16 protein-coding genes are annotated in these 19042 nt (G+C 74.8%); 8 read left to right on the top strand and 8 right to left on the bottom strand.

Going from position 1 to position 19042, the window contains the following annotated elements; all coding sequences use genetic code 11:
• Positions 1–55 precede the first annotated feature (55 nt).
• Complete coding sequence (gene pdxH / locus ACF061_RS13770) at positions 56–733, top strand: pyridoxamine 5'-phosphate oxidase (protein WP_392267062.1); 678 nt, start codon at positions 56–58, stop codon at positions 731–733.
• A gap of 553 nt (positions 734–1286) precedes the next feature.
• Here the strand turns inward: pdxH and ACF061_RS13775 are convergent.
• A complete protein-coding gene (locus ACF061_RS13775; RefSeq protein WP_392267063.1) occupies positions 1287–2729 on the bottom strand; it encodes a PAS domain-containing protein in 1443 nt (480 codons plus the stop codon).
• A 170-nt stretch (positions 2730–2899) separates the two neighbouring features.
• A complete protein-coding gene (locus ACF061_RS13780) occupies positions 2900–3655 on the bottom strand; it encodes an SIS domain-containing protein (protein ID WP_392267064.1) in 756 nt (251 codons plus the stop codon).
• A 313-nt stretch (positions 3656–3968) separates the two neighbouring features.
• Here ACF061_RS13780 and ACF061_RS13785 point away from each other — a divergent pair, with 313 nt between their 5' ends.
• The 3 genes from ACF061_RS13785 (at position 3969) to ACF061_RS13795 (ending at position 6729) form a co-directional block, all read left to right on the top strand.
• On the top strand, positions 3969–4661 hold the full coding sequence (locus ACF061_RS13785) for a metal-dependent transcriptional regulator (RefSeq protein WP_392267065.1): 693 nt from the start codon (positions 3969–3971) through the stop codon (positions 4659–4661).
• 525 nt (positions 4662–5186) lie between these two features.
• Positions 5187–6215, top strand: a complete 1029-nt coding sequence (locus ACF061_RS13790; protein WP_392267066.1) for an alpha/beta fold hydrolase — start codon at positions 5187–5189, stop codon at positions 6213–6215.
• A 55-nt stretch (positions 6216–6270) separates the two neighbouring features.
• On the top strand, positions 6271–6729 hold the full coding sequence (locus ACF061_RS13795) for a hypothetical protein (RefSeq protein ID WP_392267067.1): 459 nt from the start codon (positions 6271–6273) through the stop codon (positions 6727–6729).
• A gap of 49 nt (positions 6730–6778) precedes the next feature.
• Here the strand turns inward: ACF061_RS13795 and ACF061_RS13800 are convergent, their stop codons facing one another.
• Genes ACF061_RS13800 through ACF061_RS13810 form a run of 3 tightly spaced genes read right to left on the bottom strand, consistent with a single transcriptional unit; the run spans position 6779 to position 9893 of the window.
• Entirely contained in the window at positions 6779–8398 is a 1620-nt protein-coding gene (locus ACF061_RS13800) for a transporter (protein WP_392267068.1), read from the bottom strand.
• Entirely contained in the window at positions 8395–9189 is a 795-nt protein-coding gene (locus ACF061_RS13805) for an ABC transporter ATP-binding protein (protein ID WP_392267316.1), read from the bottom strand. Before ACF061_RS13805 ends, ACF061_RS13800 begins: the two co-directional genes overlap by 4 nt.
• Positions 9190–9227: 38 nt before the next feature.
• The gene (locus ACF061_RS13810) at positions 9228–9893 is read right to left on the bottom strand and encodes a bifunctional DNA primase/polymerase (protein WP_392267069.1); all 666 of its coding nucleotides are present in this window, start codon (positions 9891–9893) and stop codon (positions 9228–9230) included.
• A gap of 507 nt (positions 9894–10400) precedes the next feature.
• Between ACF061_RS13810 and ACF061_RS13815 the strand changes: the two genes are divergently transcribed.
• Both ACF061_RS13815 and ACF061_RS13820 read left to right on the top strand, forming a co-directional pair.
• Positions 10401–11786, top strand: a complete 1386-nt coding sequence (locus tag ACF061_RS13815) for a transcriptional regulator (RefSeq protein ID WP_392267070.1) — start codon at positions 10401–10403, stop codon at positions 11784–11786.
• A gap of 157 nt (positions 11787–11943) precedes the next feature.
• On the top strand, positions 11944–13668 hold the full coding sequence (locus ACF061_RS13820) for a hypothetical protein (protein ID WP_392267071.1): 1725 nt from the start codon (positions 11944–11946) through the stop codon (positions 13666–13668).
• Positions 13669–13792: 124 nt separating this feature from the next.
• Here ACF061_RS13820 and ACF061_RS13825 read toward each other — a convergent pair whose 3' ends face one another.
• The gene (locus ACF061_RS13825; protein WP_392267072.1) at positions 13793–15106 is read right to left on the bottom strand and encodes an ABC transporter substrate-binding protein; all 1314 of its coding nucleotides are present in this window, start codon (positions 15104–15106) and stop codon (positions 13793–13795) included.
• A gap of 117 nt (positions 15107–15223) precedes the next feature.
• Here ACF061_RS13825 and ACF061_RS13830 point away from each other — a divergent pair, with 117 nt between their 5' ends.
• Both ACF061_RS13830 and purU read left to right on the top strand, forming a co-directional pair.
• Positions 15224–15724 carry a hypothetical protein gene (locus ACF061_RS13830; protein ID WP_392267073.1) on the top strand — a complete coding sequence of 167 codons (501 nt, stop codon included), beginning with the start codon at positions 15224–15226 and terminating at the stop codon, positions 15722–15724.
• Between the two features lie 145 nt (positions 15725–15869).
• A complete protein-coding gene (purU, locus tag ACF061_RS13835) occupies positions 15870–16754 on the top strand; it encodes a formyltetrahydrofolate deformylase (protein WP_392267074.1) in 885 nt (294 codons plus the stop codon).
• Between the two features lie 30 nt (positions 16755–16784).
• Here purU and ACF061_RS13840 read toward each other — a convergent pair whose 3' ends face one another.
• Both ACF061_RS13840 and ACF061_RS13845 read right to left on the bottom strand, forming a co-directional pair.
• On the bottom strand, positions 16785–18065 hold the full coding sequence (locus tag ACF061_RS13840) for a zf-HC2 domain-containing protein (RefSeq protein ID WP_392267075.1): 1281 nt from the start codon (positions 18063–18065) through the stop codon (positions 16785–16787).
• Complete coding sequence (locus ACF061_RS13845) at positions 18062–18643, bottom strand: sigma-70 family RNA polymerase sigma factor (protein WP_392267076.1); 582 nt, start codon at positions 18641–18643, stop codon at positions 18062–18064. Before ACF061_RS13845 ends, ACF061_RS13840 begins: the two co-directional genes overlap by 4 nt.
• Between the last annotated feature and the right edge of the window lie 399 nt (positions 18644–19042).

Consider the following 19042-nt stretch of genomic DNA (forward strand, 5'->3'; position numbering starts at 1 on the left):
TCAGTGATGAAGGACACCCGGCAGCACCGGGCCGCGGATACGGCAAGATGACCGCGTGACCGACCGAGAAGCCGGAGAATCCGCGTCCCTCGACCTCGCCGCCATGCGCAAGCACTACCGGGCCGAGGGCCTCGCCGAGGCTGACCTGGCCGACACGCCCGTGGCGCAGTTCGCCCACTGGTTCCAGCAGGCCGCGGCCGAGGGCCACCTGTTCGAACCCAACGCCATGATCGTCTCCACGGCGGACGCCGAAGGCCGGCCCAGCTCCCGTACGGTCCTGCTCAAGGGCTTCGACGAACGGGGCTTCGTCTTCTACACCAACTACGACTCCCGCAAGGCCCGCGACCTGGCCGAGAACCCGTACGTCTCACTGCTCTTCCCGTGGCACCCGATGGCCCGCCAGGTCATCGTCCAGGGCGTCGCCCGCCGCACCGGCCGGGACGAGACCGCCGCCTACTTCCGCACCCGCCCGCACGGCTCCCAGCTCGGCGCCTGGGCCAGCGCCCAGTCCACGGTGATCAACACGCGCGGGACCCTGGACGCCTCGTACGCCGAACTGGCCGCCCGCTATCCGGAGGGCGAGCAGGTCCCCGTCCCACCGCACTGGGGCGGCTTCCGGGTCGCCCCGCGGACGGTGGAGTTCTGGCAGGGCCGCGAGAACCGCCTGCACGACCGCCTGCGCTACGTCGCCGAGGAGGACGGCGGCTGGCGGGTGGAGCGGCTGAGCCCCTGACGGCCGGCGCCCGGATAACGGCCCGCGCCCATGGGTGCGGGCCCTCGACGACGGGACGGGCCACGGGCTCGCGCCCGAGGGGCGGCCCGCCCGCGCCCCGTGGGCACGAGCCCCTGAACGCAGGCGACCCGCGAGCTGGGTCCCTCCGCCTGGGCGGAGAAGCCGGCCGGACGTACCGGCAGCTCGCGGGTCGGGTGACTGCTTGGGATTGGGCCGGCTGCACGCGTCTTTCGCGCACTGGTCCGGCACCGCACTGGATGTGGTGACGGGCCGCTAGCCCGCAGCCACCTCACGCGTCCGGTTCTCATACATCTGCCGAACCACCTCCCTTCTCGTGTACTCCACACCCTAAGAAGCGGTCGGCCCCCGATCAACCGCTTTTTTCGAGCCGCCCGTCGGCCGGCCCCGGCACCCGGCCCGGCCCCGGCTCCCGGCACCCGGCCCGGCCCCGGCTCCCGGCCGGTGCTGCGCACAGGACCCGGTGGGGGGCGGCGCGCAGGGCCCGGTGGGGGGCGGCGCGCAGGGCCCGCGCCGTACCGCGCCGCCGGGACCTTCAGGCCCGGCCCTCCCGCTCCCGCCCGGCCAGGTCCAGCGCCGTCGCGATGTGTACGGCCACGTCCTCGGCGTGGGCGGTGTCGGAGCGCTCGAAGGGGGCACGGCCGGAACCGCGCAGGAAGGTGACCACGCCCAGGGTGCGGCCCCGGCTGCGCAGCACCGCGCACAGGGCGTGCACCGTGTCCGCCGGCCACTGCCGGGCCAGGGCCCACTCGCGGGCCTGTTCGGCCGGCGCGGCGCCGACGGTGGCCCGTACCGAGCCGATCCGCTCCACGCACTGCAGGGCGGGGTGTCCCGTGCCGTAGCGGAGGGGCAGTCCGGACCGGCCGGTGAGCAGAGTGGGGCCCGGACCGGCGGTGGGCGTGGCGGCGACCCGGACCAGCCGGACCGGGGCGGCGGGGCCGTCCTCCGGCGGCGCGGCGCCGCCCGCCACACGGTCGATCAGGGCGTGGTCGGCGAAGCCGGCCAGCGCGAAGTCGAGGTGGACGGTGGCGGCGTCCAGCGGGTCCTCGCACTCGGCGGCGGCCCGGGCGGCCCGGTGGAGCTGGTTGGTGCGGAACCGCAGCAGCGAGGCCTCCTGCTCGCTCTGCCTGGTCTCGGTGACGTCGACGAAGAGCCAGGCGACGCCGAGCGGCACCGGCTCCTCGGCCAGCGGCGAGGCGAGCCGGACGAATCCGCTGCGCCAGCAGCGCCGCCGTTCGCCCTCCGGGGTGTGGACGGTCACCCACATCTCGGCCGGCGCGGGCGGCGCGCCCTCCGCCAGGACGTGCGCGAGCGAGCACTCGAGCTCCTCCACGCCCTGGGAGAGCAGCTCGCCGAGCGGACGGCCGAGCGCCGCCGTGCGGCCGGTGCCGAGGGCCTTCGCGGCGTGGGCGTTGACGACGGCGGGCCGCAGGTCGGCGTCGACCAGGACGACACCCCAGGAGGCGTCCTCGAAGAGGGCCTCGCTGAGCGCGATGGACCGCTCCAGGTCGATCTGCGCGTGGACCTCGCTGAACGCGCAGTAGAGCCCCGCGGGTCTGCCGTCGGGCCCCCGGACGGCCGCGGACTGGGTGCGCACGAGCACCCGGCCGCCGTCCTTGGTGAGCAGCGCGAACTCGTGCACCTGCCGGCCGGGCGCGTGCATGGCGGCCATCAGCCGCCCCTCGACCTCCCCGGCGTCCGCGCTGCGCACCGCCCAGCCGGCGAAGCCGTGCCGTCCGACGGCCTCGGCGGCGCTCCAGCCGAGGATCCGCTCGGCCTCGCGGTTCCAGTGGGTGACGACCCCGTCGGCGTCGAAGGCGCACAGCGCGGCGTCCATGCCGTCGAGCAGTGCGGCGAGCAGGTCGGAGCCGTCGGGACCGCCGGGACCGTGGGACGCCGCCGCGTCCCCGGGCCCGCCCCGCTCCGGCTCGTCCGGCCCCAGCTCGTCGGTGGCCCCACTACGCCGGGAAGCACTCACCTGGACCCCCTGCAGGCTGCGTCCGCGCGTACGGCGCTCCGCTTCGTCTCACTCACTGGCCATCATTCAACTTGAACGTGACGCAGCACACACCTGATTCCCGCAAGATTGTGGGAATCGTTGTACTCGGCGGATCGCGGGGCCGGCGAGTGACGCCGGTGGGCGCCCGCTCAGCGCCGGTAGAAGATGCGGTCGGCGTACTGGTCGAAGATCCGGGCGTTCCACTCGTGGCCGCCGTCGACGTTGCCCGAACGCAGCAGCGGGGGCTCGATGCCGCGCTCGGCCAGGGCGCCGGCGGCGGTGGCCATGACCGCCTGGAGCAGGGCGGAGGTGACGACCGTCGAGGCGGGGGCGAAGGGCGCCGGCACGGTGTCGAGGGTGAGCTCCGCGTCGCCGACGGCGATCTTGGAGTCGAGGACCAGGTCGCAGTGGTCCTTCAGGTACGTCCCCGAGGCGTGCCGCGACGTCGTCTCCGACGCGTAGGCCACCGAGGTGACGCCGATGACCTTCACGCCCAGGGCGCGGGCGGCCATGGCCATCTCGACCGGGAGGGCGTTGCGGCCGGACAGCGAGACGATCACCAGCGCGTCGCCGGCCTCGACGGGCGAGCTGTCCAGGACGGCCGAGGCGAGGCCGTCGACGCGTTCCAGGGCGGAGCCGAGGGTGGCCGGCACGACGTCGACGCCGACGGCGCCGGGGACGGCGAGGAGGTTCATCAGGGCGAGGCCGCCGGCGCGGTAGACGACGTCCTGGGCGGCGAGGGAGGAGTGGCCCGCCCCGAAGGCGAACAGCCGGCCGCCGGCGGCCACGGTGTCGGCGAGCAGGGTGCCGGCGGCCGCGATGGCGTCGGCCTCCTCGTCGCGGACCCGCTGGAGCAGGCCGATGGCGGCGTCGAAGAACTGGCCGGCCAGCGTGCGGTCGCTCATGCGAAGTCCGTCCCTTCGGGGTGTCTGCGTGTCGCCGATCACGGTGAGGTCTGGACCACAGCCGTGTCAATACGGCAGGTCCCGCCGCCGCGTTCGGCTCGGACGCCGCGTCCGTGCGCCGTTCGCCGCCGGGCCTCGACGCCCGCCGCCGCCGTCCGCGGCCCGCCGCTCGCCGCCGGGCGTCCACCGCGCGCCACCCGACGTTCCGGCGGAGCGCTCCGGTTGTCAGTGGTATGCGTCAGAATTGGGTTCAGGGCCAGCGCACGCGCCGGGGAGTCCTCGGACTCCCGGCAGAGGTAATCGAGGGGCACATATGTCCGGACTGATCGACACCACGGAGATGTACCTCCGCACCATCCTCGAGCTGGAGGAGGAAGGCGTCGTCCCCATGCGCGCCCGGATCGCCGAGCGGCTGGACCAGAGCGGGCCGACGGTGAGCCAGACGGTCGCGCGGATGGAGCGCGACGGCCTGGTCTCGGTCGCCGCCGACCGGCACCTGGAGCTCACGGACGAGGGCCGTCGGCTGGCCACGCGCGTCATGCGCAAGCACCGGCTCGCCGAGTGTCTGCTGGTCGACGTGATCGGCCTGGAGTGGGAGCAGGTGCACGCCGAGGCGTGCCGCTGGGAGCACGTGATGAGCGAGGCGGTGGAGCGCCGGGTGCTGGAGCTGCTGCGGCACCCGACCGAGTCGCCGTACGGCAACCCGATCCCGGGCCTGGAGGAGCTGGGCGAGAAGGACGGCGCCAACCCGTTCCTGGACGAGGGCATGGTGTCGCTGGCGGACCTGGACCCGGGTTCCGACGGCAAGACGGTCGTCGTCCGCAGGATCGGCGAGCCCATCCAGACGGACGCGCAGCTGATGTACACGCTGCGTCGCGCGGGCGTGCAGCCCGGCTCGGTGGTGAGCGTGACGGAGTCGGCGGGCGGTGTGCTGGTCGGCAGCGGCGGTGAGGCGGCCGAGCTGGAGGCGGAGATCGCCTCGCACGTCTTCGTCGCCAAGCGCTGACCCGGCCGGACGCGTCCGCCCCTTCCCCCTCCCGCCGCTCTTGGCGTCCCTCCCGTCCCCTTCTGGATTTCAGCGCGTCGAACGGCAGCGCCGCGACGGTTCGCGTGCGAGGCTGTCGCGAGAGGCATATGACCCAAAGGGGTGGGGCGGATGTGCCGCGGACATGGAGAGGGCCCCGGCGCCGTGCGGCGCCGGGGCCTGTCCTCCCCTGTGGCGACCCGGAGCCCCGAGCTCCCAGGGTCGTCCCCCTCGGACCCCTTTTCCCCGAGTGGTCCGCCTCCCGTTGAAGATCTCCCCCCGGCGGCGGCGATCATTCCTGACGGAGGGTCACTCGAACGAGGGGTGTTCGCTACGGAAACGGCATTTTCGAATACGCATTCGATAGCGTGGGAGTGACGAGTCGCACGGGACTTGCGCTACAGGAATGTGCACAACGGCATGGACACAGCGGAACGCGGTTCACAGGATCGGCCGGCCCGACCGGAGACGAGCGGCCGGAGCGGAGCCAGGGGGGTGCCAGGACCGATGGCGCGGCGTATCGACGTGACCGGGGCGGGCGGCGTACGGCTTGCCGCCTGGGAGTTCGCCGAACCCCCGAGGACCGGCCACCGGGCCGGCGGGACGGAGACCGGCCGGCTCTTCGTCCCGGCCCAGGCGGAACCGGCCGGGCTGCCCGTACCCTCGGCGTCGCCCGGGCCCGACGGGCGGCCCGGAACGAACAGGCCGAACGGGCCGGTCGCGCCCTCCGCCCCCGTGGCCGGCCCCGCCGCCGCGTCCCCCGAGAGCCCCACCGGTGTGCTGTTACTGCACGGGCTGATGGGCCGTGCCTCGCACTGGGCGCAGACCGCGCGCTGGCTCTCCGGGCGGTACCGGGCCGTCGCCCTCGACCAGCGGGGCCACGGCCAGAGCGAGAAGCCCCCGCGGTCGGCCTACACCCGTGACGCCTACGTCGAGGACGCCGAGGCGGCCGTGGAACAGCTCGGCCTCGGCCCGGCCCTCGTCATCGGGCACGCCATGGGCGCGCTGACCGCCTGGCAGCTCGCCGCCAAGCGCCCGGACCTGGTGCGCGGAGTGATCATCTGCGACATGCGGGCCTCCGCGCTCGGCGCGGCCTCCCAGCGCCAGTGGGAGGACTGGTTCCGGACCTGGCCGCTGCCCTTCGCCTCCCTCGCCGACGTCCGCCAGTGGTTCGGCGAGGACGACCCCTGGGCGGACCGCCCGAACCCGGCCCGCGGCGAGTTCTACGCCGAGATCATGCACGAGTGCGCGGACGGCTGGCGCCCGGTCTTCGAACCGGAGCAGATGCTCACCTCCCGCGAGACATGGGTGTACGACGCGCACTGGGAGGAACTGACCCAGGTGCGGTGCCCGGCTCTCGTCGTCCGCGGCCTGGACGGCGAACTCGGCCGCGCGGAGGCCCAGGAGATGGTGCGCGTCCTGCCGCGCGGCGAGTACGCGGAGGTCGTCGACGCCGGCCACCTCGTCCACTACGACCAGCCCGAGGCCTGGCGCTCGGCCATCGCACCGTTCGTGGAGGCGGTCCTCACCCGATGAGCGCGCGGACGACGGCGGCCGAGCAGGAGGCGTTCCTGAAGTCCATCTGGCGCTGATGCTGATGGGCGACGCCGAACGGGTGTTCGCGGAGGCCGCCCGTGTGCTGGCGCCCGGCGGTGTGCTGGCCTGCGTGGTCGGCGGCGGTGCGGTGGGCGGTGAGGCGTACGAGCTGTTCGGTTCGCTGCTGCGGGCCGCCGTGCGCGGCGCGCCCGCCGGGCAGCGCGTCCCGGCGCTGGGGGACCGCAGGACCCGCAGCCGCGAGGGCCTCGGCGCGCTGCTGCGGCCCGCCGGGTTCGGCCCGCCGGCCTGGGAGACCGTCCCGATCGACCTCGGTGGTCCACTCGAGCGGGTCTGGGCGTCGGTCTCCGGCATCTACGACGTCGGTCCGCTCGCCCCGGCCGCCGTGGCCCGCCTCCGCGACACCTTCCTCGCCGAGGCGGCCGGGCTGGCGGGGCCGGACGGCCGGGTCCCGTGCGGTTTCCGCGTCCACGTCGCCACCGCCCACCGCCGCTGACCGCCTCCGCCGCTGACCGTCTCCGCCGGCGGCCGTGCGGACGCGTCGCTCAGCCCTTGCTCACCGCCGCCAGGATCTCCGGGAGCCGGGCCGCCGTGCGGGGAGCGGCCAGGCGCAGGCCGAGGAGGGCGATCCCGGCGCCGTAGAGGGCGCCGGCCGGCAGCAGCAACCAGCCCCAGCGGTCGCCGCTCGCACTCACGTTCGCCCAGATGGTCAGGGCGATGACGGGGGAGCACAGCAGGGCCGCCGAGACCATGCCGCCGAAGACGGCGATCCAGGCGAGGCCTGCCTGGCCCGGCGCCACGTTCTTGTACCCCTCCTGGGGGATGGAGTACGGGAAGCGGGCCGACGTCCACGCCCCGGTCGCCAGCATCGCGCCGAGTATGCCGAAGGACAGGCCGAGCACCTCGGGCAGCCGCGGCCACTGGCCGAGCAGCGCGGTCGTCAGCACCGTGACGACCACGGCGTACGGCAGGGTCACCGCGAGCAGGGCCAGCGCGCGACCGCGCAGTTCGACGTAGGCGTCGCGCGGGGTGGAGATCGTCAGCGCGACCATCCAGAACGCGGACGTGTCCTGACCGAACTGGTTGTACATCTGCACGCCGAGCATCCCGGCCGCGAAGCAGGCGAAGTACGGCGACCCGGTGCCCTGGAGCGCGTTGAACACCGGCACGATCAGGCCGATGGCCAGCGAGGTCACCCAGGCGGCCTTGGTCTTCGGGTCCCGCCAGACGTAGCGCAGGCTGCGCCCCATGACCGTGCCGGTGCGGCCGGCCGGCAGCAGCCGGGTCAGGCCGCCGGCCCGGGACCGCTCGCGCGTGGCGGTGTCGGCCGCTTGGAGCGTCGAGGCGTCGGGGGAGGTCATCAGCGAGGTCAGGCTGCGCGCCCAGGCTCGCAGCAGCGCGGCCAGGGCGACCGCGGACAGGGCGAGCTGGGCCGCGGCGGCGCCGTACGAGCTGCGGCTCACCGAGTCCACCGCGCCCACCGCCGACGCGGGCGGCAGCCAGCGCAGCACGTCCGCCACCGGGTCGAGCTGCGCCAGCCCCGCCGCGCCGAGCCGCTGCATGCCGAAGTTGACGAACTGCGCCCCGATCGCGACGACCAGTCCGCTCAGCACCGCGAGGTCCCGGCCCTTCCTGCTGGTCAGCAGCCGGATGTTGGCGGCGGCCACGGCCCTGGCGAGGGCCACGCACACCAGCAGCGCGAGGACGACGGCGACGACCGCGACGACCCAGGCCGCAGCCCCGTGCGCCACCGAGATCACGCAGCCCGCCAGCAGCAGCACCGTGAACAGCGGCCCGACGCCGACCAGGGAGGCGGCCAGCAGCGCGCGGACCAGCGGTCGCGGGCGCAGCGGCAGCATCACCAGGCGGGTCGGGTCCAGGGTCTCGTCGCCGCTGGGGAAGAACAGCGGCATCACCGCCCAGCCCAGCGCCAGCACCGCCACGCCCGGCACGGCCACGGAGGCGATGTGCGGGTGGCCGCGCAGCGCGATCAGCCCGATGAGCTGCGACACCGCGAACAACAGGGTGAGGACGGCCGACCCGATCCAGGCCGCGCGCCGGTTGCCGGACTGCCGCAGCCCGTTGCGCAGCAGCGACAGTTTCAGGCGTACGACGACGGGCGTGATCGAGAGCTCCGGTGAACCGGCCCGGGCGGCGGCGCTCACCGGTTACCGCCGCCCAGCCAGTCGAGGTCGGATCCGGCGGCCCGGCCCTGCGCGCCGACGAGTTCCAGGAACGCCTGCTGGAGGGTAGAGGCCTCGCCGCGCACCTCGGCCAGGGAGCCGTGGGCGCGGATGCGGCCCGCGGCCATCACGGCCACCCAGTCGCACAGGGACTCCACCAGTTCCATGACGTGCGAGGAGAACACGACGGTGGCGCCGGAGCCGGTGTACCGCTCCAGGACGCCCCGGATGGTCTGCGCGGACACCGGGTCGACACCCTCGAACGGCTCATCGAGGAAGAGCACTTCGGGGTTGTGCAGGAGCGCGGCGGCCAGACCGATCTTCTTGCGCATGCCGGTGGAGTAGTCGACGACCAGCTTGTGCTGGGCGCCGGCCAGGTCGAGCACGTCGAGCAGTTGCGCCGTCCGCCGGTCCACCTCGTGACCGGGCAGTCCGCGCAACCGCCCCGAGTAGGCGAGCAGTTCACGCCCCGACAGCCGTTCGAAGAGCCGCAGCCCCTCCGGCAGCACCCCGATCCGCGCCTTCACGGCGACCGGGTCCCGCCACACGTCGTGCCCGGCGATCTCCACGGTGCCCTGGTCGGGCCGGAGCAGCCCGGTCACCATGGAGAGCGTGGTGGTCTTGCCGGCCCCGTTGGGCCCGACCAGACCGACGAACTTCCCCGCGGGCAGCTCCAGATCGATTCCGGCGACGGCGATCTGCTGCCCGAACCGCTTCCAGAGCCCCCGCACGCGCACGGCGCTGGTACCCACCACTGCTGCTCCCTCCGTCAGGTGAACCCTACGGCGGGTGCGGCGCACCGCTCACCCGGCTACCTGTCCCTCCCGCAGGCGTAGGCCAGCGCCGAGACCAACTCCTCGGCGTCCGGCAGCCACCGGTTCGCGGGCGTCGGCCGGCACGCCCACTGCACCGCTCCGCGCGACCCGTAACGGGTGGGCGGCGCGGCCACGTACGCGCCCTCGCCCAGTGCGACCATGTCGAGCGAGCCCGGTGACCACCCCAGCCGCCGCAGCAGGTCGGGCAGCTTCGCGCAGGCGCCGGGCAGCACGAAGAACTGCATGCGCCGCTCCGGTGTCAGGGACACCGGCCCGGGGGTCAGTCCCATCCGCTCCATCCGGGCCAGCGCCAGGAACCCGGCCGTCTCCGGCACGCACACCGCGTCGAACGTGCGGCCGGTGGGCAGCAGGACCGACGCGGTCGGCCGCGCCTGCCACATCCGGCGCGCGGCGGTGGCGCTGCCGGTCGCCTGCGTCGCCCAGTCCTCGCGCGCCGGGTGCGCGCCGGGCGCGGCGCACGCGGGGTCGCCGCAGGAGCAGCGCTGCACCCCGTCGACGGCCTCCAGCCAGGTGCCCGGGAACACGTCCCAGTGGCGCTCCTCGGCGTAGCGAACGGCCGTCTCCAGCAGCGAGTCCCCGCGCTGCTTGGGGATCTGACCGGCGATGTGTACGGCTTCCGGGCCCGCGATCGTCTCTTCCACGCTCAGCTCAACTCCCGCGCCCATTCCGGGTTACGCCCTGCTCCCGCCGCGGGCCGGCGTGCGCCCCACGGCCCCCGGAGCGCCCGCCGCCGCGGTGCCGGAAGGCCCGGGCCGCTCGTCACCGGGCCGTCCCGGCGCCCTTGCGACCGCACCCGCCGTGCGCCGCGGGGCGGGCCCGTCGGGCGGACGCGGCCGGTCCGGCGGCAGGGCCCCCGCGCGCGGGGGAGGGGCATCGGTTCCCCGGCTGGGGCGCATGGGTGCATGTGCGGGGGCGCGCGGGAGGATCGACGGCGGGCGCGGGGTAGTTGAGTGGGGGGCGGCATGCACCTTTACTCCGGCAATCTTCGCATGTCCCGCATTTTCGGTATGTCCGTGGGGCATTGATCTTCACGGCCGGACCCGCCGCCGGGACGCGACGGGGCCCGGCCGCGCGGAACACGTCAACTTCGGTGCGTGGGCGGGGCAGCGCAGCCACACGCGAGCCGCCAGGAAGCAGGGGGTTACGCCATGGCCGCAAGGCCTCTCGTCGCGCGGCAGCCGAACGAACGGCTGCAGGCGCTCATCCAGGAAGCGGGCTGCTCCAACGCCGGGCTGGCCCGCCGGGTCAACATGTGCGGTGCCGAGCACGGCCTCGATCTGCGGTACGACAAGACCTCCGTGGCGCGCTGGCTGCGCGGACAGCAGCCGCGCGGCCGGGCCCCCGCGGTCATCGCCGAGGCACTGGGCCGCAAGCTCGGCCGCACGGTCACGATCGACGAGATCGGCATGGCCAACGGCAAGAACCTCGCCTCGGGCGTGGGCCTCCAGTTCTCGCCGACGGTACTGGGGGCCATCGAACAGGTCTGCGAGCTGTGGCGCAGCGACGTGGGCCGGCGGGACTTCCTGTCCGGCTCCTCGGTCGCCGCGTCCGCGCTGGTCGAGCCGAGCCGCGACTGGCTGATCTCCGCGCCGGACGGGCAGGTCGCGCGGGCGGCCGGGCCGCGGGTGGGGCAGTCCGACGTGGCCGCCGTACGGGCCATGACGCAGGCGCTGGTCGACCTGGACCACGGTTACGGCAGCGGACACGTCCGCCCGGTGGTCGTGCACTACCTCAACAGCGTGGTCTCCGGACTGCTGTCCGGCTCGTACCGGGAGGCGGTGGGCCGTGATCTCTTCGCCGCCGTCGCCAGGCTGACCGAACTGGCCGGGTACATGGCCGTGGACACCGGTCAGCCGGGGCTCGCCCAGCGCTACTACATCCAGGCGCTGCGGCTCGCCCAGGCGGCCGGCGACCGCGGCTACGGCGGCTACGTGCTGGCGGCCTCCATGAGCCACCTCGCCGCGCAGCTCGGGAACCCGCGGGAGATCGCGCAGTTGGCCCGGGCGGCGCAGGAGGGGGCGCGCGGGCGCGTGACCCCGCGCGCCGAGGCGATGTTCCACGCGGCCGAGGCGCGCGGGCACGCCCTGATGGGCGACGCGCGGGCGGCCCAGCTCGCGGCCGGGCGGGCGGTGAGCGCGCTGGAGGCGGCCGATCCCGGCTCCGGCGACGACCCGGCCTGGATCACCCACTTCGACGAGGCCTACCTCGCCGACGAGTTGGCGCACTGCTACCGGGACCTGGGCCAGCCGGAGGCGGCGGCGCGGCAGGCGGAGCGGTCGCTGGCCGGGCATCCGGCCTCACGGGCCCGGCGCCGGGCCATCGGCTATGTGCTGCTCGCCACGGCGCAGGTGCAGCAGCGGGAGGTCGAGCAGGCCTGCAACACCGGGATGAAGGCCGTGGAGTTGCTGGGCACGCTGCGGTCCAACCGCGGCGCGGAGTACCTGGAGGACTTCCAGCAGCGGCTCGATCCGTACCGGGACGAGGCGGTGGTGCGGGAGTTCGGCGCGCGGCTGGAGGTGCGGGTCGCGGCGTGAGATCGACCACGTGAGCCATATACAGCGCACCGCACACGGGTTTCGTCACTGCGGCCGCGGGGAAAGAGGCGGAGTCCTGTGCTGCGTGGCACCGGGCTCGGGGGACCCGGTAGCGTGAGCCGACGATTCCGCAAGTCCCCCATTCGTAGGAGTCCCGGTGACGCAGAGTGGACAGGGCGAGGAGCCCTCGGCGCAGCCCGCGCGCGAAGGCATCGTGCTGCCCTCGGACGGTGGGCAGCCCCTGCTGCCGGGCATGACGGGCGGTCCGGCCGACCACGGCCGACAGGGTGGTCTGCCGCCGGCGCAGCCGGCCGGCGGGCCCCCGGCGGGCGGTCAGGCCTGGGGCCAGCCGTGGGGACCCGGGCAGCAGCAGACGCCGCCCCCGCCCGCGCAGGGCTGGCAGCAGAACCCGCCCGCCCAGTCCTGGGGCGCCCCGGAGCAGCCGTACCCGCAGTCACCGCAGGCCCAGTGGGGCGCGCACGACCAGGCCGCCCACCCGGGCGCCGGGCCGCTGCCCCCGGAGGGCGCCCCGGCGCCGGCCCACGGCACCCACGGCGGCGTTCCGCAACAGCCGTACCAGCAGCCGCAGCACCACCAGGCGAACGGCGCGCAGGCGGCCCAGCCCCCGGCGGGCGCGGCCCCGTACGGCGCCCCGGCCACCCCGTACCCCGCCGCCGGTCACGGCGCGCACGCCGCTCCCGCGCACGCCGCTCCGGCCGCCGACGAGGGCGCGACCCAGTACCTGCCGCCGGTCCCGGGGGCCCCGGGGGCCGCGCCGTACCCGCCGCCGGTGGACGAGGGCGCGACGCAGTTCATACCCCCGGTGGGGCCGGGCGCCATGCCGCCCGAGGCCGCCGGTGACCAGTCGACCCGGTTCCTGGGCCGCGTACCCCAGGGTGGCGCGCCCGGCGGCGGTCCGGACGCCGACGCCACGCAGTACATCGCCCCCGTGCCGACCCAGGCCGGTGGCGCCCCGGCCACGCCGTACGGCGCCGGGCCGGGCGGCGCGGGCCCGGGCGGCGCCGGCGGGCGGCAGACGCCCGCCGAGTTCGACAACCTGTTCCGCGGCGGAGAGGCCCCGGCCACCGCGCAACTGCCCCGGGTGGAACCGCCGTACGACGGCCGGCCCGGTCCGGGTGGTCCGCACGGTCAGCCGGGCTTCCCCGCCCCGGGCGGCGCGTCCTTCGCCGGGCAGCCCGGCGCCGCCGATCCGGCCGGCGGCGGTGGCCGCGGCGGCAAGCGCACCGGTTCGCGCCTGCCGCTGATCGCGGCCGTCGGCGTCGGCATCGCCGTCCTCGGCGTGGGCGCCGGCGCCCTGCTCAGCGGCGGCGGCGACGACGGCGACAGCACCCAGAACACCGGCGCCGGCACGAGCGTCTCCGCCTCCGCCCCCACCCCCGACACGTCCCCGACGCCGACCGTCGACCCGGCCCGGCAGCAGGCGGTCGAGCTGGACAAGGTGCTGGCCGACAGCGGCAACAGCCGGGCCTCCGTGATCAAGGCGGTGGCCGACGTCAAGAAGTGCGCCAACCTCGGCCAGGCCGCCTCCGACCTGCGCAACGCCGCCAAGCAGCGCAACGAACTGGTGACCCGGCTCAGCGCGCTCTCCGTCGACAAGCTCCCCGACCACGCCGCGCTGACCGGTGCGCTCACCAACGCGTGGAAGGCGTCGGCCTCGGCCGACCAGCACTACGCGGCCTGGGCGGACCAGGTCGGCGACAAGAAGGGGTGCAAGAAGGGCCACGCCCGCACCACCGGCGAGGCCCAGGCCGGCAACCGGCAGAGCGGCGTCGCCAGCTCCCAGAAGACCAGGGCCGCACAGCTGTGGAACGCGATCGCCACGAAGTACGGCCTCACCCAGCGCCAGCCGACCCAGCTCTGACCCCCGCCGGCCCGGCCCCCGGCATCCTGCCGGGGCCCCGCCCGCCCGCCACCCGGGCCCCCGCCCGCCACCCGGGCCCCCGCCGCCCGGGCCCGGACCCGGGGAGCCCGAGGTCCGGCCGGGCTCAGTCGATGTCCGCGTCCTGGAGTGTCCTGGTCACGTCGACGAAGTCCTTCGTGGCCGAGACCAGCCGGCCCCGGCGCACCACCTGGAGGGTCACGTCGGCGTTGACCATGCGGGCGAAGCCGGCCCCGGTGAACGGGCCCGACCCGCTCCAGCGCAGCGGCGGGGTCAGCCCGCCGGTGTCGACCCTCAGACCGCCGTTGAGGGTGCGCCGCACCGTGTCGGCGCTCACCTCGCCGGAGCCGATCCTCTCCAGGACGGCCCGCAGCACCGTGTAGGCGATCCACGTCGTCTGCACCCCGGCGTCCGCGGGGTCGACGCGGTTGTCGCCGAAGGCCTCCTCGCTGATCACCTTCTTCATCGCGTCCCAGCGCGGATCGTCCGCCACCGGGTACCAGCCGGTGATGTACGCCCCCTCGTACGGGCCCGCCGGTCCACCGCTCGCGTCGATCACCGTCTGGTCCACGCTGCCGAGCACGGCGGCGGTGCGCACCGCCGGGTACTTCTCCCGGCCACGGCGGAAGGAGTCCATGAAGATGCCGGTGCGCTCGCCCAGGGCGGGGACCACACAGCCCCGCTTGCCGGGTTCGGCGGTCGACTGCCGCAGCGCCCGGTCCGCCTGGCCGGAGTACTCGGTGGCGTCCTCCGCGGCCAGTTGGTCGTGGGCGGCCGGGTGCCCGCCGGCCTTGAGACCGGCGTCGAGCAGGCCGGGCAGTTCGTCGCCGGCGATGCTGTCGGGCCGGACGAACGTGACGGGCCCGCACTCGGCGGCGAGCTCCTTGCCGAGCCCGACCAGCAGGGTGGGCTGGCCGCCGTTGACCGGGTAGGACAGCGCCCGCGTGAACTCGGCGGTGGTCACGCCGTAGCCGCCGATGTAAGGGATGCCCGCCCCCTCCAGCGGCGGGAAGAAGGAGTCGCTGTACTGGCTGTAGGAGCCGACGACGGCGACCACGCCCTCCTTCACGGCGAGCCGGGCGCACTTCGCCGCCTCCACGCTGTCGTTGCCCTCGTTGCAGGTCAGGACCTTGAGCTTGTGGCCGGCGATACCGCCGCTCGCGTTGATCCAGCGGGCGTAGGCCCGGGCCATGGCCGGCATGCCGGGCTTGTTGGTCGCCCGGGTGACGTCCGGCGCCCAGGTCATCACGGTGACGGTGTCGTCCCCGGAGCCCCCCGTGACACCGGGGACGGCACCGCATCCGGCGGCGAGTGACGCGGACACCGCCAGGGCGCCCGCGGCCAGGAGGCTCCTCCTCCTTCCGGCGGGCCGGGGCGGGGCGGTGGGGAAGGTGCTGCGAGCGGGTCGCCTGCCGGTCATGCACACGCACGATTCCGGCACATCCCTAACCCGGAAGTGCACCATGCTCAACAATGGGTGACGGCACAGTGAATTACGGGGGCCCGGGCGGCCACCCGGAAGGAGAACGTACGATCGATGACCGTGCAAGGTTCGGAGAACTCTTCCCGTCGCGGCCGTCGCTCCTCCACCATGGGCGGCATGCCACTCAACGACATGCCGTGGTGGCGCTGGCGCAGCAATGTGCGCTCCGCGCTGCACATGCTCTCCGACCCGGGATTCCAGCGGGACGTCTGGCTGGCGGGCGCCGAGGGGTACGGAGACGTCACGGACGCCGTCTACCGGCTGGTCGAGGACACCTGGCTGGACAGCTGGTCCGCCGAGAAGTACGTCGGCACGATCTTCCGGGACTCCCAGGAGGCGGCACTCGTCGACACGGCGGTGCTGCGCGTGCTGCGCATCATGCACCAGGTCGGGCCCGACGCGCCGGTGGCCGCGTACCTCGACCACCACGGCTGGCCGGAGGCGGTGCGGGCGGCGCGGGACGCGCACCTGCGCCTGGCGGCGAGCGACGGCGACGACCCCGACGCGCCGCCGCGCAGTCTCGAAGTGCTGCGCATCATGACGCGCACCGCGTGAACGGGGGCGCGGACGCGCACCGCCCGGCCTGGGGCGGAATCAGCCCCTCGACAGCCCCGCTCCCACCGCCGCCGGCCGTGCCCGTCCGTCCCGTCCTGCGGAAGGCCGCCCGCGGAAGGCGGCCCGGTATGGGACCCTGTCACGCATGAGTGAGCAGTCCTCCCGAGCCGGCGAGGCCCAGGCCGGCCAGTACGTTCTGACCCTTTCCTGCCCGGACAAGCAGGGCATCGTGCACGCCGTGTCGAGCTACCTGTTCATGACCGGCTGCAACATCGTGGACAGTCAGCAGTTCGGCGACCAGGACACGGGACTGTTCTTCATGCGGGTCCACTTCTCCGCGGAGGCCCCCGTGACCGTGGAGAAGCTGCGCGCCAGCTTCGCGGCGATCGGCGACTCCTTCGCGATGGACTGGCAGATCCACCGGGCCGACGAGAAGATGCGGATCGTGCTGATGGTCAGCAAGTTCGGGCACTGCCTGAACGACCTGCTCTTCCGCGCCCGGATCGGCGCACTGCCCGTGGAGATCGCGGCCGTGGTGTCCAACCACACCGACTTCGCCGAGCTGGTGGGGTCGTACGACATTCCCTTCCACCACATCCCGGTGACCCGGGACACCAAGGCCGAGGCCGAGGCACGGCTCCTCGCCCTCGTCCGCGAGGAGAACGTCGAGCTCGTCGTCCTCGCCCGCTACATGCAGGTCCTCTCCGACGACCTGTGCAAGCAGCTCAGCGGCCGGATCATCAACATCCACCACTCCTTCCTGCCGAGCTTCAAGGGCGCCAAGCCGTACCACCAGGCGCACGCCCGGGGCGTGAAGCTGATCGGCGCGACGGCCCACTATGTGACCGCCGACCTCGACGAGGGCCCGATCATCGAGCAGGAGGTCGAGCGGGTCGGCCACGACGTCACCCCCGACCAGCTCGTCGCCATCGGCCGGGACGTGGAGTGCCAGGCGCTGGCGCGCGCGGTGAAGTGGCACGCCGAGCGCCGGATACTGCTGAACGGCAGGCGCACGGTGGTGTTCGCGTAGCGTCGCGCCGGCGCGGGGCGCCCCGCGCCGTCACATCCGGCTCAGCGACGCCGCCGCGTACAGCACGTCCTTGATCGCCTCCCGGTCGCCGAGCTGGCCGGCCGCCGCCTCGCACGGTGCCACGTGCCCGGCCGCGAGGCGGCAGAACTCCACCCCGTCCAGTGCCACGTGGGCCACCTCGTGGTCCGCGGAGCCCACCGCACCGGGCGAGTCGAGCGGTATCAGCCACTCGCCGCCGCCCAGCCCCTCGATCTCCAGGCGCAGACTGCGGCCGGGGGCGCCCGCGGCCACGAGATGCCGGGCGCGCAGGGGCGGGGCGAGCCCGGCCCGCCGCCGCGCGGCGAGCACCCCCGGCAGCATCCGGGCGGCGAGGTCGATCATCCCGTGCAGATGGCGCGGGGCCGGCGGCTCGTAGGGGTAGTCCACCGCGTCCGCGATGTCCTCGGCGTGCACCCAGCACTCGAAGGCCCGGTCGAGCAGCGCGTCCCGCAGCGGCAGCTCGCAGACGCCGTACGCCACCGTCGGCCGCCCGGAGGCGGCGGGCCCGGCGGCCCGGTACGCGCCCCTCCCGCTCGGCTCGGCTCCCTCCACGCCCGTTCCGCCCGCGTCCGTCGCGCCGGTGCGGGCCACCGTCCGGACGAGCGCGTGCGTCTGGTCCCGCCACGGCGCCCGCACGGAGTCGGTCGACGGGACGCGCGAGGCCCGCCAGTACGCCTCGGTGCGCGCCGCGGGCGTGGGTTCGCCGGCCGGGGTGCTCCCGAGCGGGTCGTCCAGCCCGAGGGCGACCGCGACCAGCCCGTCGACGCTCATCAGGTGTGCGATGACCCCGGCGACGGTGGTACGACGGCTCGTCGCCTTCTCGCCCTCGAACCACCGCAGCCGTACCGGCGCGTGCCACTCGGAGGCCCGGATGTCCTGGAGCAGCGCGTCCAGCCGCGCGGTCTCGGCGTCGTAGGGCGCAGCCCACTCGGGCACCGGGATGCGGGCCGGCCGCCGCTCCAGGCAGCTGTCCAGGACGCGGGTGCGCAGGCCCGGATCGAGGTCGAGGCTCTCGGGCGGGTGCAGCAGGCCGACCGCCTCCCGCAGTCGCCGTGCCTCCTCCGCGCAGTCGCCGCAGCCGCCGAGGTGCTCCTCGACGGCCACCGCCTCCCCGGGCGAACAGGCGGCCAGCGCCCATGCCCCGAGGAGCGACTTCAGGACGTCGTGCTCCGGCACGGGTCCGGTCCGGCTCCTCGGTTCCGCGGGCTCCTCCGGTACCGCCGGCCTGCGCAACGTCGGCGGCCGCCACTCGGACGCCCTTGGCCCGCTCATGCCGCACCCCCGTGTCCGGGCGGCGTCCCGAGCCCGCCGGCGTCGTGGGCGGTGGACAGCAGCTGGAGGCCGAGGCGGAGCCGGCGGCGGGCCTCGTCCGCGGTGACGCCGAGGTCGGCCGCGGCCTGCCGGTAGTCGCGGCGCTGGAAGTACGCCAGTTCCAGGGCGGCGCGCAGCGGTGCGGGCATGGAGTGGACGATGTAGTCCGCGCGGGCGGCGGCGGAGGCGCGGCGCACCTTGCGCTCCAGTTCCTCAGACGAGCCCCCGGCGCCGTCGGTGAGGGCGTCGGTCCCGGTGCTGCGCAGCCGCTGCACGGCGAGCCGGTGGGTCAGCGCGGCCACCCAGGTGCGCAGCGGCCCCTGTCGCGGGTCGTAGGCGTCGGGGTGCTGCCAGACGTGGGCGAAGACCTCCCGGGTGATGCCGTCGGCGGCCCGTTCGTCGCCGAGCACCCGGAGGGCGAGGCCGTGCACCAGCGAGGCGAACCGGTCGTACAGCTCGCCGAGGGCGGCCGCCTCGCCGCGTGCGAGTCGCTGCTGCATCCCGCGGTCCCAGCGCGGCGGTGCGTCCTTTTCCGCCATGCGGCCCCCTCCACGCCCGGCCGGACCGGGCTCGTGTCCCGGTCCGTCTCCGGGGCGTCGCCGGTCCAGCGTGACTGCCTGGTCCTCTCGAATGTAGTCGGCACGTGCGTCAGTGCACGCCCCTTTATGGCAATGTGCGCCCCCCGAGCGCCCGTGGGTGGTAGGGGGCGCGCGGGGTGGTTCTGCCCTTGGCTGGGCGGGTTGCCCCGTCTGTCTCGCCTACCCCTTTGCCTCTGGACCAATTTCGATCGAACGCGATTGAAGGTGACTGGAACGAGCCTCTTGGTGAACAAGGCCGGTTTGATGCGAGGCGTTTGGGGGAACGGCCGCTGGGCAGCCGCGCGGAAAGAAGCGTAGGAACTGCTTCCGTTTCCGGGCGGTTCCGGGGAAGGTCCGGCG

This window comes from Streptomyces sp. NPDC015220 (assembly GCF_043079345.1).
Classification (GTDB): Bacteria; Actinomycetota; Actinomycetes; order Streptomycetales; family Streptomycetaceae; genus Streptomyces.